At 60.3% G+C, this 13,796-nt stretch carries 17 protein-coding genes; 9 read left to right on the top strand and 8 right to left on the bottom strand.

Features of this window, described 5'->3' with window-relative positions:
• Positions 1-16: 16 nt before the first annotated feature.
• The 8 genes from proC (at position 17) to ACP7EE_RS05290 (ending at position 6,086) form a co-directional block, all read left to right on the top strand.
• Entirely contained in the window at positions 17-835 is an 819-nt protein-coding gene (proC, locus tag ACP7EE_RS05325; RefSeq protein WP_426233818.1) for a pyrroline-5-carboxylate reductase, read from the top strand.
• A 10-nt stretch (positions 836-845) separates the two neighbouring features.
• Entirely contained in the window at positions 846-1,436 is a 591-nt protein-coding gene (locus ACP7EE_RS05320) for a YggT family protein (protein WP_420647355.1), read from the top strand.
• Between the two features lie 267 nt (positions 1,437-1,703).
• Positions 1,704-2,843 carry a homoserine O-succinyltransferase MetX gene (metX, locus tag ACP7EE_RS05315; protein ID WP_426205253.1) on the top strand — a complete coding sequence of 380 codons (1,140 nt, stop codon included), beginning with the start codon at positions 1,704-1,706 and terminating at the stop codon, positions 2,841-2,843.
• A 7-nt stretch (positions 2,844-2,850) separates the two neighbouring features.
• Positions 2,851-3,471: a methionine biosynthesis protein MetW gene (gene metW / locus ACP7EE_RS05310; protein WP_420647357.1), complete on the top strand. Its 621-nt coding sequence runs from the start codon at positions 2,851-2,853 to the stop codon at positions 3,469-3,471.
• A gap of 26 nt (positions 3,472-3,497) precedes the next feature.
• Positions 3,498-3,932, top strand: coding sequence for a DUF4426 domain-containing protein (locus tag ACP7EE_RS05305; protein ID WP_426233817.1), 435 nt, complete (start codon positions 3,498-3,500; stop codon positions 3,930-3,932).
• Positions 3,929-4,525, top strand: coding sequence for an RdgB/HAM1 family non-canonical purine NTP pyrophosphatase (rdgB, locus tag ACP7EE_RS05300; RefSeq protein ID WP_426233816.1), 597 nt, complete (start codon positions 3,929-3,931; stop codon positions 4,523-4,525). Before ACP7EE_RS05305 ends, rdgB begins: the two co-directional genes overlap by 4 nt.
• The gene (gene hemW / locus ACP7EE_RS05295) at positions 4,522-5,727 is read left to right on the top strand and encodes a radical SAM family heme chaperone HemW (RefSeq protein WP_426233815.1); all 1,206 of its coding nucleotides are present in this window, start codon (positions 4,522-4,524) and stop codon (positions 5,725-5,727) included. The genes rdgB and hemW overlap by 4 nt, the downstream gene beginning before the upstream one ends.
• A gap of 35 nt (positions 5,728-5,762) precedes the next feature.
• Positions 5,763-6,086 carry a DUF3392 domain-containing protein gene (locus ACP7EE_RS05290; RefSeq protein ID WP_008083808.1) on the top strand — a complete coding sequence of 108 codons (324 nt, stop codon included), beginning with the start codon at positions 5,763-5,765 and terminating at the stop codon, positions 6,084-6,086.
• A gap of 132 nt (positions 6,087-6,218) precedes the next feature.
• On the opposite strand, the gene trmB is transcribed toward ACP7EE_RS05290, so the two are convergent.
• From trmB to ACP7EE_RS05270, 4 genes are all read right to left on the bottom strand, one after another.
• The gene (gene trmB, locus ACP7EE_RS05285) at positions 6,219-6,944 is read right to left on the bottom strand and encodes a tRNA (guanosine(46)-N7)-methyltransferase TrmB (RefSeq protein WP_426233814.1); all 726 of its coding nucleotides are present in this window, start codon (positions 6,942-6,944) and stop codon (positions 6,219-6,221) included.
• Between the two features lie 9 nt (positions 6,945-6,953).
• Entirely contained in the window at positions 6,954-7,748 is a 795-nt protein-coding gene (locus tag ACP7EE_RS05280) for a thiazole synthase (RefSeq protein ID WP_426205257.1), read from the bottom strand.
• Between the two features lie 59 nt (positions 7,749-7,807).
• Positions 7,808-8,008: a sulfur carrier protein ThiS gene (thiS, locus tag ACP7EE_RS05275; RefSeq protein ID WP_162184594.1), complete on the bottom strand. Its 201-nt coding sequence runs from the start codon at positions 8,006-8,008 to the stop codon at positions 7,808-7,810.
• A 79-nt stretch (positions 8,009-8,087) separates the two neighbouring features.
• Positions 8,088-8,459 carry a DUF423 domain-containing protein gene (locus tag ACP7EE_RS05270; protein WP_420647364.1) on the bottom strand — a complete coding sequence of 124 codons (372 nt, stop codon included), beginning with the start codon at positions 8,457-8,459 and terminating at the stop codon, positions 8,088-8,090.
• A 74-nt stretch (positions 8,460-8,533) separates the two neighbouring features.
• On the opposite strand from ACP7EE_RS05270, the gene mtgA reads away from it, so the two are divergent.
• On the top strand, positions 8,534-9,256 hold the full coding sequence (mtgA, locus tag ACP7EE_RS05265; protein WP_426233813.1) for a monofunctional biosynthetic peptidoglycan transglycosylase: 723 nt from the start codon (positions 8,534-8,536) through the stop codon (positions 9,254-9,256).
• A gap of 147 nt (positions 9,257-9,403) precedes the next feature.
• Here mtgA and rpoH read toward each other — a convergent pair whose 3' ends face one another.
• From rpoH to ftsY, 4 genes are all read right to left on the bottom strand, one after another.
• Positions 9,404-10,258, bottom strand: coding sequence for an RNA polymerase sigma factor RpoH (gene rpoH, locus ACP7EE_RS05260; protein ID WP_420647366.1), 855 nt, complete (start codon positions 10,256-10,258; stop codon positions 9,404-9,406).
• A 115-nt stretch (positions 10,259-10,373) separates the two neighbouring features.
• Positions 10,374-11,399, bottom strand: coding sequence for a permease-like cell division protein FtsX (gene ftsX / locus ACP7EE_RS05255; protein WP_426233812.1), 1,026 nt, complete (start codon positions 11,397-11,399; stop codon positions 10,374-10,376).
• The gene (gene ftsE / locus ACP7EE_RS05250; RefSeq protein WP_095057385.1) at positions 11,396-12,067 is read right to left on the bottom strand and encodes a cell division ATP-binding protein FtsE; all 672 of its coding nucleotides are present in this window, start codon (positions 12,065-12,067) and stop codon (positions 11,396-11,398) included. Before ftsE ends, ftsX begins: the two co-directional genes overlap by 4 nt.
• Positions 12,064-13,503: a signal recognition particle-docking protein FtsY gene (ftsY, locus tag ACP7EE_RS05245; RefSeq protein WP_426233811.1), complete on the bottom strand. Its 1,440-nt coding sequence runs from the start codon at positions 13,501-13,503 to the stop codon at positions 12,064-12,066. Before ftsY ends, ftsE begins: the two co-directional genes overlap by 4 nt.
• Positions 13,504-13,796 lie beyond the last annotated feature (293 nt).

The raw sequence follows: 13,796 nt of genomic DNA, 5'->3' as shown, positions 1-13,796 counted from the left end.
CAGATAAGGATCAGACATGAGCGACACACGTATTGCCTTTATCGGTGCCGGCAACATGGCCGCCAGCCTGATCGGCGGCCTGCGGGCCAAGGGTCTGGACGCCGCGCTGATCCGCGCCAGCGATCCGGGTGAAGAAACCCGCACGCGCGTCAGCCGCGAGCACGGCATCGAAACCTTCGCCGACAACGCTCAGGCCATCGACGGCGCCGACGTAGTAGTGCTAGCGGTCAAGCCGCAAGCCATGAAAGCCGTATGCGAAGCGATTCGCCCGAGCCTCAAACCCCATCAACTGGTGGTCTCGATTGCTGCCGGCATCACCTGCGCGAGCATGACCGCGTGGCTCGGCGAGCAGCCGATTGTGCGCTGCATGCCGAATACTCCGGCGCTGCTGCGCCAAGGCGTCAGCGGCTTGTACGCCACCGGCGAAGTGACTGCCGAGCAGCGTCAGCAGGCCGAAGAGTTGCTGTCCGCCGTCGGCATCGCGCTGTGGCTGAACGAAGAGCTGCAACTGGACGCAGTCACTGCCGTGTCCGGCTCCGGCCCGGCGTACTTCTTCCTGCTGATCGAAGCCATGACTGCCGCTGGCGTCAAACTCGGTCTGCCAAAAGAAACCGCCGAACAACTGACTTTGCAAACCGCTCTCGGCGCCGCGCATATGGCCGTTTCCAGTGACGTTGACGCCGCCGAACTGCGCCGTCGCGTGACCTCGCCGGCCGGCACCACTGAAGCCGCGATCAAATCGTTCCAGGCTGGCGGCTTCGAAGCGCTGGTAGAAAAAGCACTCGGCGCCGCCGCGCACCGCTCGGCCGAAATGGCCGAACAACTGGGCAAATAAGGAGCCTTACATGATTGGATTGAACACCGCAGCGGTTTACGTGCTGCAAACCCTCGGCAGTCTATATCTGCTGATCGTGTTGTTGCGCTTCGTTCTGCAACTGGTGCGCGCGAACTTCTACAACCCGCTCTGCCAGTTCATCGTCAAAGCCACCCAGCCGCTGCTCAAGCCACTGCGCCGGATCATCCCGAGCATGTTCGGTCTGGACATGTCGTCGCTGGTACTGGCAATTCTGGTGCAACTGGCGCTGATGGCCCTGACCCTGCTGCTGACGTACGGCACCACCGGCAATCCGCTGCAACTGTTTATCTGGTCGCTGATCGGCGTGGCCGCGCTGTTCCTGAAGATCTTCTTCTGGGCCATGATCATCAGCATCATTCTGTCTTGGGTCGCACCGGGCAGCCATAACCCGGGCGCTGAACTGGTGAACCAGATCTGTGAACCGGCTCTGGCGCCGTTCCGTCGCTTCCTGCCAAATCTTGGTGGCCTGGATCTATCGCCGATCTTCGCGTTCCTGGTGTTGAAGTTGATCGATATGTTGGTGATCAACAACCTGGCGGCGATGACGATGATGCCGGAGATATTGCGTTTGTTGATGTGATCGGTTTTTGCTGGGGCGGTGTGGGCGTTGTTCGGTCTGATTCCGTGTCGGCCTCTCCCCTCACCCCAGCCCTCTCCCGAGGGAGAGGGAGCTCAGCTGTGTTGTTTCCGAGACCGGAGTCCGGCGCGGAAATTTCAGGTCGGCGTCGCTCTGAAGATCGCCTCGATCAGTCCCCTCTCCCTCCGGGAGAGGGTTAGGGTGAGGGCCGCTTGCCGCTAACCCCCCCGGTCTTTAGACTTACGCCTCATTTCAACGAGAGCAGGGTCGATGCCAGCTGCCTTTCCCCCCGATTCTGTTGGTCTGGTGACGCCGCAAACGGCGCACTTCAGCGAACCGCTGGCCCTGGCCTGTGGCCGGTCGCTGCCCGCTTATGACCTGATCTACGAAACCTACGGTACGCTGAACGCACAGGCGAGCAACGCCGTGCTGATCTGCCACGCCTTGTCCGGCCATCATCACGCCGCCGGTTATCACAGCGTCGACGACCGCAAGCCCGGTTGGTGGGACAGCTGCATCGGCCCCGGCAAGCCGATCGACACCAGCAAATTCTTCGTGGTCAGCCTGAACAACCTCGGTGGATGCAACGGCTCCACCGGCCCGAGCAGCATCAACCCCGAGACCGGCAAGCCCTTCGGCGCCGATTTCCCGGTGCTGACCGTGGAAGACTGGGTGCACAGCCAGGCGCGTCTCGCTGACCTGCTCGGCATCGGCCAATGGGCGGCAGTGATCGGCGGCAGCCTCGGCGGCATGCAGGCGCTGCAATGGACCATCACTTACCCGGATCGCGTGCGGCATTGCCTGGCCATCGCCTCGGCCCCCAAGCTGTCGGCGCAGAACATCGCCTTCAACGAAGTGGCGCGTCAGGCGATCCTCACCGACCCGGAATTCCACGGTGGCTCGTTCCAGGAAGCCGGCGTAATCCCCAAGCGCGGCCTGATGCTGGCGCGGATGGTCGGGCACATCACGTATCTGTCCGACGATTCGATGGGCGAGAAATTCGGCCGGGGCCTGAAGAGCGAGAAGCTCAACTACGACTTCCACAGCGTCGAATTCCAGGTCGAAAGCTACTTGCGCTATCAGGGCGAAGAGTTCTCCGGGCGCTTCGATGCCAACACCTATCTGTTGATGACCAAGGCGCTGGATTACTTCGATCCGGCGGCGAACTTCGATGATGACCTGGCGAAAACCTTCGCCAACGCTACGGCCAAGTTCTGTGTGATGTCGTTCACCACTGACTGGCGCTTCTCCCCTGCCCGCTCGCGGGAGCTGGTGGACGCGCTGATGGCCGCGCGCAAGGACGTCAGCTACCTGGAGATCGACGCGCCGCAGGGCCACGACGCCTTCCTGATTCCGATCCCGCGTTATTTGCAGGCGTTCGGCAATTACATGAACCGAATCACGTTGTGAGAAAGCCATGAGAGCTGATCTGGAAATCATCCAGGAATGGATCCCCGCCGGCAGCCGCGTGCTCGACCTCGGCTGCGGTGATGGCGAGTTGCTGACCTGGCTGCGCGACCACAAGCAGGTCACCGGTTATGGCCTGGAAAATGACGCCGACAACATCGCGCAGTGCGTGGCCAAAGGCGTCAACGTCATCGAGCAGGATCTGGACAAGGGCCTGGGCAACTTCGCCAGCAACAGTTTCGACGTGGTGGTGATGACGCAGGCGCTGCAAGCCGTGCATTACCCGGACAAGATCCTCGACGAAATGCTGCGGGTCGGGCGTCAGTGCATCATCACCTTCCCCAACTTCGGCCACTGGCGCTGCCGCTGGTACCTGGCGAGCAAGGGCCGGATGCCGGTGTCGGAGTTTCTGCCGTACACCTGGTACAACACGCCGAACATCCACTTCTGTACCTTCGAAGACTTTGAAGAACTGTGCCGCGAACGCGAAGCCAAGGTCATTGATCGGCTTGCCGTGGATCAACAGCACCGCCACGGGTGGGCCAGTAAGCTATGGCCTAATCTGTTGGGTGAGATCGGTATCTACCGCGTCAGCAGCCCCGGGCTTGCGGATCACCAGATCGCGGTCTGAAACACGCCATTTCGAGGAGAGAGATCATGGGTCGTCTAGCGTTGTTCGTGTTAACCGCCTGCCTGAGCATCAGTGCCATGGCCGCCGACGTGATCAAGGGCGAGCGCAAGCAAACCTTCGGCGACGTGACGGTGCACTACAACACCTTCAACTCGACGTTTCTGACGCCGGACATCGCCAAGGCTGCCGAGCTGATCCGCAGCAAGAATCAAGGCGTGATCAACGTCTCGGTGATCAAGGCTGGCAAGCCAGTCATCGCGCAGGTGACTGGCACGGTCAAAGACCTGACCAGCCAGAGCGTGCCGCTGACCTTCCGCCAGATCACCGAACAGGGCGCGATCTACTACATCGCCCAATACCCGGTCGAGCAGCAGGAAGTGCGCACTTTTGAGATCAAAGTACAGACCGGCGACAAGATCGACACCATCAATTTCAACCAGGAACTTTTCCCCGGCGAATGATGAACCTCACACAGCTCGTACTGGCCAGCCATAACGCCGGCAAACTCAAAGAACTCCAGGCCATGCTCGGCGAATCGGTGCAACTGCGCTCGATTGGCGAATTCAGCAGCGTGGAGCCGGAAGAAACCTGTCTGTCGTTCGTCGAAAACGCGATCCTCAAGGCGCGTAACGCGGCGCGCATCTCCGGGTTGCCGGCGCTGGCCGATGACTCGGGTTTGGCGGTGGATTTTCTCGGCGGCGCGCCGGGCATCTACTCGGCACGCTATGCCGACGGTAAAGGCGATGCGGCGAACAACGCCAAACTGCTGGATGCCTTGAAGGATGTGCCTGAAGCCGAGCGCGGCGCGCAGTTCGTTTGCGTACTGGCGCTGGTGCGACATGCCGACGATCCGTTGCCGATCCTTTGCGAGGGCCTGTGGCACGGGCGCATCCTGACCGCCGCCAGCGGCGAGCACGGTTTCGGCTACGACCCGCTGTTCTGGGTGCCGGAGCGCGAAGTTTCCAGCGCCGAACTTTGCCCGGTCGACAAGAACCAGATCAGCCACCGCGCCCGTGCAATGGTTCTGCTGCGCCAGCGTCTGGGCTTGAAATGACTCACGATTCCTCCGCGTCGTCGCTGATCATTGGCGGCGCCGCCTCCTCGCCTCGGGCGCCGTTGCCGACGCTGCCGCCTCTGGCGCTGTACATCCACATCCCGTGGTGTGTACGCAAATGCCCGTATTGCGACTTCAACTCGCACACCGCCAGCCCGGTGCTGCCGGAGCAGGAGTACGTCGACGCGCTGCTCGCCGATCTCGATCAGGATTTGCACGCGGTGTATGGCCGCGAGTTGAGTTCGATCTTTTTTGGCGGCGGCACGCCAAGCCTGTTCAGCGCCGAAGCGCTTGGGCGGCTGTTGAAAGGTGTTGAACAACGCATCACGTTTGCTCACGACATCGAAATCACTCTGGAAGCCAACCCCGGCACCTTCGAACAAGAAAAATTCGTCGCGTACCGCAAACTGGGCATCAATCGCCTGTCGATTGGCATCCAGAGTTTTCAGCAACAAAAGCTTGAAGCGCTTGGGCGGATCCACAACGGTGACGAAGCGGTGCGTGCTGCTGGCATGGCACGCCAGGCCGGGTTCGATAACTTCAACCTGGACTTGATGCACGGTTTGCCCGATCAATCGCTGGACGACGCCTTGAGCGACCTGCGTCAGGCCATCGCGCTGAATCCTACACACTTGTCCTGGTATCAACTCACGCTGGAACCGAACACGGTGTTCTGGAACCAGCCGCCCGTGCTGCCGGAAGACGACACGCTGTGGGACATTCAAGAGGCCGGGCAAGCGCTGCTGGCCGAGCACGGCTACGCGCAGTACGAGGTTTCGGCTTATGCCCAACCCGGTCGCGCGGCGCGGCATAACCTCAATTACTGGAGTTTCGGCGATTTCATCGGCATCGGCGCTGGCGCTCACGGCAAACTCAGCCATCCGGACGGGCGCATCGTGCGCACCTGGAAGACGCGGCTGCCGAAGGACTATCTCAACCCGGCCAAGCATTATCAGGCGGGCGAGAAAGCCCTGACCAATGACGAAATGCCGTTCGAGTTTCTGATGAACGCACTGCGCCTGACTGCTGGCGTCGAATCGCACCTGTATCCGGAACGCACCGGCCTGTCACTGGAAAGCCTCGACGAACACCGCCGCGAGGCAGAACAAAGCGGCTTGTTGCAGGTCGAACCGTCACGTCTGGCGGCCACCGAGCGCGGACAACTGTTCCTCAACGACTTGCTGCAGAAATTTCTGAGCTGAGCCCAACGCCCAACGGCAGCCCCAAGGAAAAACCCATGGATTTGATTCTCGACCTGCTCGCCACCGTGTCCCGCTGGAGCCGCAGCAACCTTTCGGAAATCGCTCTGGCGCTGGTCGGTTGCCTGCTGGTGCTGTTCGGCGCGGACTTCAAAGGCTGGGTCGAGCAACGTCTGGGCAGTATCGCCGGCGCCCTGCGCGTGCCACTGATGGCGCTGCTGTGCCTGATCGGCAGCGGCGCGGCACTGATCTACGCCACACCGTGGGTGATCAAGGGTTTGAGCCAATTCAACAACTACAGCTTGGCGCCGGTGTTGTTGGTGGTGCTGGTGTTGATTGGCGTAGTAGCCGACCGCCGCTGAATTGTATCCACCACAAAAACCTGTGGGAGCGGGCTTGCCCGCGATGGCGGCATAACAGTCGACAAAAAATGTTGAATGTTATGGCCTCATCGCGGGCAAGCCCGCTCCCACAGGTTCATCTACATCCTGGAATCAGGACTGTTTTTCGAACTTCAGATCCCACACACCATGCCCAAGTCGTTCGCCGCGGCGTTCGAACTTGGTGATCGGGCGTTCGGTTGGGCGTGGCACGCACTTGCCGTCTTCGGCGAGGTTGCGATAGCCCGGAGCGACGTTCATCACTTCCAGCATGTATTCGGCGTACGGTTCCCAGTCGGTGGCCATGTGCAGAATACCGCCGACCTTGAGCTTGCTGCGCACCAGTTCAGCGAAGGACGCCTGAACGATGCGACGCTTGTGGTGGCGACTTTTGTGCCACGGATCGGGGAAGAACAGCATCAGACGATCAAGGCTGTTGTCGGCGATGCAGCGGTTGAGCACTTCGATCGCATCGCAATCGTAGACCCGCAGGTTGGTCAGGCCTTGCGTCAGCACGCCGTTGAGCAGCGCGCCGACACCCGGACGGTGCACCTCGACGCCAATGAAATCCTGCTCCGGCGAAGCGGCGGCCATTTCCAGCAGCGAGTGGCCCATGCCGAAACCGATTTCCAGCGAGCGCGGCGCCGAGCGGCCGAACACCTGGTCGTAATCCACCGGCGTATCGGCCAATGGCAGGACGAACAGCGGCGTGCCCTGATCAAGACCTTTCTGCTGGCCTTCGGTCATGCGCCCGGCGCGCATCACGAAACTCTTGATGCGGCGGTGTTGGCGCTCGTCGCCTTCTTCCGTCTGGATTGGCGTGTCGTTCGATTCAGTCATCAGTAGCTCTTACTTGATCAGACCATCCAGCGGCGAAGAGGCGCTGGCATAGAGTTTTTTCGGCATGCGGCCGGCGAGGTAGGCCAGACGGCCCGCGACGATCGCGTGTTTCATGGCTTCAGCCATCATCACTGGCTGCTGCGCGTGGGCGAGTGCCGAGTTCATCAGCACCGCATCGCAACCCAGCTCCATCGCAATGGTGGCGTCGGAAGCAGTACCAACACCAGCATCCACCAGCACGGGAATTTTGGCTTCTTCGAGGATGATCTGCAGATTGTACGGATTGCAGATGCCCAGACCCGAACCGATCAGACCGGCCAGCGGCATCACCGCGATGCAGCCGATTTCCGCCAGTTGCCGGGCGATGATCGGGTCATCGCTGGTGTAAACCATCACGTCGAAGCCTTCCTTGACCAGCACTTCGGCGGCCTTGAGGGTTTCGATCACGTTGGGGAACAGGGTTTTCTGGTCGGCCAGCACTTCCAGCTTCACCAGATTGTGCCCATCGAGCAGCTCACGGGCCAGGCGGCAAGTACGCACGGCCTCGATCGCATCGAAGCACCCGGCGGTGTTCGGCAGGAACGTGTAGCGATCCGGCGACAACACTTCGAGCAGGTTCGGCTCGCCCTTGATCTGGCCAAGGTTGGTGCGGCGCACGGCGAACGTGACAATTTCGGCACCCGAGGCTTCGATGGCCACGCGGGTTTCTTCCATGTCACGGTACTTGCCGGTACCGACCAGCAGACGCGACTGGTAAGTACGACCGGCCAGTACAAAAGGCTTGTCGCTACGAACGATGCTCATGGGAAATCCTCTGTTGGGGTGAGGGTCTTGCAGATTCTCGGCCGATTTAGGCCAGATGATTAGCCACCGCCAATGGCGTGCACCACTTCAACATTGTCGCCGTCGTTGAGCGCGGTGTCGGCGTGCTGGCTGCGCGGGACGATATCCAGATTGAGTTCGACCGCCACCCGGCGTCCGGTCAGATCCAGACGGGTCAGCAGGGCCGCAACGGTTTCACCGTCGGGCAGTTCAAGGGATTCGCCGTTCAACTGAATGCGCATGCCGGATGCCGCCATCATTTTTAGGGGCTGGCATTCTAGCCCGTTCATGACCCAAAGGTCAGCACCAAGCGTCAAGCGGTTACTGCAAACGCCAGGCGGCCAGGCCGAGGCATATCCAGCCGATCAGAAATGCCAGGCCACCGAACGGGGTGATGATCCCGAGTTTGCCAATGCCGATGGTAGTCAGCAGGTACAGGCTGCCGGAGAACAGCAGGATGCCGACGGCAAACGAAATCCCTGCCCAAGTGATCAGCCGACCCTGAATCTGCGTGGCCAGCAGCGCTACGCCAAACAGCGCGAGTGCGTGCACCAGTTGATAGGTGACGCCAGTGTGGAAGATCGCCAGGTACTCGGGCGTCAGGCGGTTTTTCAAGCCATGAGCGGCAAAAGCGCCGAGGGCGACGCCAGTGAAACCGAAAAAAGCGGCCAGCATCAGAAAGCCACGCAGCATTTGGAACTCCAGTCAGACTCGGTCGGCAGGGTCTGTATAATGGCCCGCTCCACGGGTTCGGCCAAGCCATCTCTATGCTGCGTTTAATTTTCCGCCGTTTCATCAAGGCCCTGCTCTGGTTCGCGGGCGCCAGCGTGTTGCTGGTGCTGGTGTTTCGCTTTGTGCCGCCACCGGGCACTGCGCTGATGGTCGAGCGCAAAATTGAATCGTGGGTCGATGGCGAGCCGATTGATCTGCAACGCAACTGGAAGCCGTGGGATGAAATCTCCGATGACCTGAAGGTTGCGGTGATTGCCGGCGAAGATCAGAAATTTCCTGAGCACTGGGGTTTTGATCTGCGCGCGATTCAGGCGGCACTGGCGCACAACGAGTTGGGCGGTTCGATTCGCGGCGCCAGCACCTTGAGTCAGCAAGTGTCGAAGAATCTGTTTTTGTGGTCGGGTCGCAGCTATCTGCGCAAAGGTCTGGAGGCCTGGTTCACCGCGCTGATCGAAGTGTTCTGGCCCAAGCAGCGGATTCTCGAGGTGTATCTGAACAGCGTCGAGTGGGACGACGGCGTGTTTGGCGCAGAAGCGGCAGCGCGACATCACTTTGGCGTGAGCGCCAAGTCACTGTCACGGCAGCAGGCGAGTTATCTGGCGGCAGTTCTGCCGAATCCACGAGTGTGGAGCGCGAGCCATCCGACCGGTTACGTGTCGCGCCGCGCCGGGTGGATTCGTCAGCAGATGAGCCAGTTGGGTGGGGACAGCTATTTGCTGACGCTCAATGATTCGCGACGGGCGCCTTGGACCCAATAGCCGGGCACACATCTTCCAAACTTTCGAAATCCCTGTGGGAGCTGACTTGCCAGCTCCCACAGGGATTGGTGCAGCCCCAGAAATACGCGAATAAAAAAACGCCCCGATCAGTGATGATCGGGGCGTTTTTCATTGCCGAGGCGCCGGTTATGCGGCGATCGACAACTTGAGCTTGTTCATCGCGCTCTTCTCGAGCTGACGAATACGCTCGGCCGACACGTTGTACTTCTGCGCCAGGTCATGCAGCGTGGCTTTTTCTTCCGCCAGCCAGCGCTGGTAGAGAATGTCGCGGCTGCGCTCGTCCAGCACTTCCAGAGCTTCGTGCAGGTTGTGATTGGAGTTGTCGCTCCAGTCGGCATCTTCCAGTTGACGGGCCGGGTCATACCGGTGGTCTTCCAGATAGTTGGACGGCGACTGGAAAGCACTGTCGTCATCGGCTTCTGCAGCCGGGTCGAAGGCCATGTCATGACCGGTCAGGCGACTTTCCATCTCACGCACTTCACGCGGCTCGACACCGAGGCTCTCCGCCACACGGTGGACTTCCTCGTTGTTCAGCCAGGCCAGACGCTTCTTCTGGCTGCGCAGGTTGAAGAACAGCTTGCGCTGAGCCTTGGTGGTCGCGACTTTCACGATCCGCCAGTTGCGCAGGATGAACTCGTGAATCTCGGCCTTGATCCAGTGCACCGCGAAGGACACCAGACGCACGCCCATTTCCGGGTTGAAACGCTTCACAGCCTTCATCAGGCCGACGTTGCCTTCCTGGATCAGGTCAGCCTGAGCCAGACCGTAACCGCTGTAGCTACGGGCAATGTGTACAACAAACCGCAGGTGGGCGAGCACCATCTGCCGAGCCGCCCCCAAATCCTGCTCATAATAGAGACTCTCGGCCAGTTCACGCTCCCGCTCCGGCGTCAGCAATGGAATGCTGTTGACGGTGTGCACGTAGGCTTCCAGGTTTGCGCCTGGAACCAACGCGTACGCAGGTTGCAAAGAATTGGTCATACGAAAAAACCTCCGACTTACATACTCGTGCTTCTCAGCACTGCGAAAAATTGACCGGGAATTCAAGTACGAGTTCCCTAAAAAACCGTGAGGTCAATCACGCGCAAAAAAGATTCTACTTCGGCGCCAGCTCCCTGAGGTGGCGTGCGACTGCAATCCATGCACCGATATAACCCAACAGCACCGCGCCAAGCAAGAGCGACAGACCGTCGGCAACTGGCACTCCGGCCAGCGCGAAATCACTGCCATACAAACCGGCCAGGCCAACCACCGCATCGTTCAGCCAGTCCAGACCAAACGCCAATACACCCCAGGACAACAGCCCCGCACCGAAGCCATACAGTGCGCCCATATAAAGGAAAGGACGCCGCACATAGCTGTCAGTGCCGCCGACGAGTTTAATCACTTCTATCTCGGTGCGGCGGTTTTCAATATGAAGACGAATGGTATTGCCTATCACCAAAAGTAATGCAGACACCAGAAGCACCGTCAGACCGAAGACAAAACGGTCACCGAGCTTGAGGATGGCGGCCAGACGCTCGACCCAGACTAGATCAAGTTGTGCCTGCTGTACCTTGGGCAGCTCGGAAAGTTTTTGTCTTAATGCTTCCAGCGTGGTCTTGTCGACTTCGTTCGGCGTTACCAGAACTACACCGGGTAGCGGGTTCTCAGGCAGCTCGCGCAGGGCTTCGCCCAGTCCGGACTGTTGCTGAAACTCTTCCAGCGCCTGATCACTGCCGACATATTCAGCATCAGAAACGCCAGGCATACCTTTGATCTGTTCGCGCAGCTTCTCGCCCTGCTCCGGACTCGCATCCAGTTGCAGATACAACGAGATCTGCGCCGCACGTTGCCATGAACCGCCGAGACGTTCGACGTTGTTCAGCAGCAATGACAGGCCCATTGGCAAACTCAGCGCAACAGCCATCACCATGCAAGTGAAGAAGCTGCCGATTGGCTGTTTGCCGAGACGACGCAGGCTGTCGAGCAGGCTGGCGCGATGGCTTTCGACCCAGGCGCGGAACAGCGTTGCGAAGTCCGGGCCGTCGTCATCGTCGTGCTTTTTCTTCTTCGGCGGTTGCGGATCGGCGGCTTTCGGGGCCACGCGTTCGGAAACCTTGGGGCTACGTGTCGCACTCATTCCGCAGCCTCCCCGTCGCCAATCAATCGGCCACGTTGCAGGGTCAGCATGCGGTGGCGCATGCGTGCGATCAGTGCCAGGTCGTGACTGGCGATCAGCACGCTGGTGCCCAAACGGTTGATGTCTTCGAACACGCCCATGATCTCCGCCGCCAGACGCGGGTCGAGGTTACCGGTCGGTTCGTCCGCCAGCAGCAGGGCCGGACGGTGAACGATGGCGCGGGCAATGCCGACGCGCTGTTGCTGTCCGGTGGACAGGTCGCCGGGGTACAGATCGGTTTTATCCGACAGCGCGACGCGCTCCAGCGCCGAATCCACACGTTTGGCGATTTCGGCTTTGGACAAACCGAGGATCTGCAACGGCAGCGCGACGTTGTTGAACACCGTGCGATCAAACAGCAGCTGGTGATTCTGAAACACCACACCAATCTGCCGACGCAGAAACGGAATCTGCGCATTGCTGATGGTGCTCAGGTCTTGCCCGGCGAGCAGCAATTTGCCGCTGGTCGGGCGCTCCATCGCCAGCAGCAGACGCAACAGCGTGGATTTACCGGCACCGGAGTGGCCGGTGACAAACAGGAACTCACCGCGGCGCACTCGAAAGCTCAGCTCATGCAAGCCGACGTGACCGTTCGGGTAGCGCTTACCGACCTGTTCGAAACGAATCATGCACGCTCCCGCTCGGCAAACAATGCCTGGACAAAGGGTTCTGCTTCAAAGGTACGTAAATCGTCGATGCCTTCGCCGACGCCGATGTAGCGGATCGGCAGGCCGAACTGCTTGGCCAGGGCGAAAATCACCCCGCCCTTGGCGGTGCCGTCGAGCTTGGTCAGCGCCAGACCGGTCAGTTCGACGGTCTGGTTGAATTGTTTGGCCTGGTTGATGGCGTTCTGGCCAGTGCCGGCATCGAGCACCAGCAGCACTTCGTGCGGCGCATCCGCGTCGAGCTTGCTGATCACCCGGCGAACCTTTTTCAGTTCTTCCATCAGGTTGTCTTTGGTGTGCAGACGACCGGCGGTGTCGGCGATCAACACATCGATGCCACGGGCCTTGGCGGCTTGCACGGCGTCGAAGATCACCGAAGCCGAGTCGGCGCCGGTGTGCTGGGCGATCACCGGAATCTTGTTGCGCTCGCCCCACACCTGCAATTGCTCGACCGCAGCGGCACGGAAGGTGTCACCGGCGGCCAGCATGACTTTCTTGCCTTCCAGTTGTAGCTTCTTGGCCAATTTGCCGATGGTGGTGGTCTTGCCGGCGCCGTTGACGCCAACCACCAGAATCACAAACGGCTTGGTCTGCGAAGAAATCTTCAGCGGCTGTTCAACCGGTTTGAGCATCGCCGCCAGCTCGGCTTGCAGCGATTTGTACAGTGCGTCGGCGTCGGCCAGCTCCTTGCGGGCGACCTTCTGCGTCAGGCGCTGGATGATCACCGAAGTCGCTTCGACGCCAACGTCCGCAGTCAGCAGGCGGGTTTCAATGTCGTCGAGCAGCTCGTCATCAATGATTTTCTTGCCAAGGAACAGGCTGGCCATGCCCTCGCCGATGCTCGCGCTGGTCTTCGACAGACCTTGCTTGAGACGGGCGAAGAAACCGGCCTTGGTTTCCTCTGTGCGCGGTGCTTCGACGGCGGACTCGACTGGCACTTCAACTGCAACGACTACCGGCTCAGCGATGACAACGGGTGCAGGCGCAGGCACTTCGACGACCGGAGCAACCTCCTCAGGCTCGGCGATAACAGGCGCGGCCTCAACGACTGGCGCAGGAATCGTCGGCGTCACATGCGGTGCAGCTTCTTCAACCAGCGCCACTGGCTCTTCCGCCACCGGCAAGGTCAACCAAGGCTCGGCAACTGGCGTCAGCGGCAGCTCGGCGGCCACTCCAGGCTCAGGCTCTGCCGCGACCACCGGTTGCAACACTGGCTCGGTAATCGGCAGCACAACCGGCGCCGGCGCTTCTTCTATAAGAGCAGGCTCAGGAGCTGGCTCAGGAATCGCAGGCGGCTGTTCGACGACGGGTTCCTGCGGTTTCTTACGCAGCCATCCGAACAGGCTTTTCTTCTCGCCAGCCGCAGCTGGGGTCTTCTTGTCGTCGTTGGAACCAAACATGGAGGACGGCTATCTCACGGTGGCGACGCGCCCATGGGCGCCCCGGCAATTGAATATTCGATGCAGAACAGACTGTTATTCACTCAGCTTGTTCACGCGCAACATTTTGTCGAGGCGCCACAGGCACCTCAAAGGTCTGTAAATACGAAGGACTGGAGCGGCATCGTCGGCGAAAACGCCGAGTTTAGCTGAGAAACTCAAAGCTTCTGCCGGTAACCCGTACAACCTATAGACCGATAAGTGGACTCATAGGCGTGGCCGCCAGTAAAACGGATCAGTATCCTAGCACCCTC

The organism is Pseudomonas sp. TWP3-2, from assembly GCF_049897765.1.
In the GTDB taxonomy this organism is placed as follows: Bacteria; Pseudomonadota; Gammaproteobacteria; order Pseudomonadales; family Pseudomonadaceae; genus Aquipseudomonas.
This window is presented reverse-complemented; position numbering and strand designations above follow the sequence as displayed.

Bases quoted from the DNA above. Each gene is read 5' to 3' on its own strand.
- hemW (WP_426233815.1), top strand. From the start codon at position 4,522: ATGACTCACGATTCCTCCGCGTCGTCGCTGATCATTGGCGGCGCCGCC.
- metX (WP_426205253.1), top strand. From the start codon at position 1,704: ATGCCAGCTGCCTTTCCCCCCGATTCTGTTGGTCTGGTGACGCCGCAA.
- trmB (WP_426233814.1), bottom strand. From the start codon at position 6,944: ATGACTGAATCGAACGACACGCCAATCCAGACGGAAGAAGGCGACGAG.
- ftsY (WP_426233811.1), bottom strand. From the start codon at position 13,503: ATGTTTGGTTCCAACGACGACAAGAAGACCCCAGCTGCGGCTGGCGAG.
- ftsX (WP_426233812.1), bottom strand. From the start codon at position 11,399: ATGAGTGCGACACGTAGCCCCAAGGTTTCCGAACGCGTGGCCCCGAAA.
- ACP7EE_RS05270 (WP_420647364.1), bottom strand. From the start codon at position 8,459: ATGCTGCGTGGCTTTCTGATGCTGGCCGCTTTTTTCGGTTTCACTGGC.
- ftsE (WP_095057385.1), bottom strand. From the start codon at position 12,067: ATGATTCGTTTCGAACAGGTCGGTAAGCGCTACCCGAACGGTCACGTC.
- mtgA (WP_426233813.1), top strand. From the start codon at position 8,534: ATGCTGCGTTTAATTTTCCGCCGTTTCATCAAGGCCCTGCTCTGGTTC.
- thiS (WP_162184594.1), bottom strand. From the start codon at position 8,008: ATGCGCATTCAGTTGAACGGCGAATCCCTTGAACTGCCCGACGGTGAA.
- ACP7EE_RS05280 (WP_426205257.1), bottom strand. From the start codon at position 7,748: ATGAGCATCGTTCGTAGCGACAAGCCTTTTGTACTGGCCGGTCGTACT.
- rdgB (WP_426233816.1), top strand. From the start codon at position 3,929: ATGATGAACCTCACACAGCTCGTACTGGCCAGCCATAACGCCGGCAAA.
- ACP7EE_RS05290 (WP_008083808.1), top strand. From the start codon at position 5,763: ATGGATTTGATTCTCGACCTGCTCGCCACCGTGTCCCGCTGGAGCCGC.
- proC (WP_426233818.1), top strand. From the start codon at position 17: ATGAGCGACACACGTATTGCCTTTATCGGTGCCGGCAACATGGCCGCC.
- rpoH (WP_420647366.1), bottom strand. From the start codon at position 10,258: ATGACCAATTCTTTGCAACCTGCGTACGCGTTGGTTCCAGGCGCAAAC.
- ACP7EE_RS05320 (WP_420647355.1), top strand. From the start codon at position 846: ATGATTGGATTGAACACCGCAGCGGTTTACGTGCTGCAAACCCTCGGC.
- metW (WP_420647357.1), top strand. From the start codon at position 2,851: ATGAGAGCTGATCTGGAAATCATCCAGGAATGGATCCCCGCCGGCAGC.
- ACP7EE_RS05305 (WP_426233817.1), top strand. From the start codon at position 3,498: ATGGGTCGTCTAGCGTTGTTCGTGTTAACCGCCTGCCTGAGCATCAGT.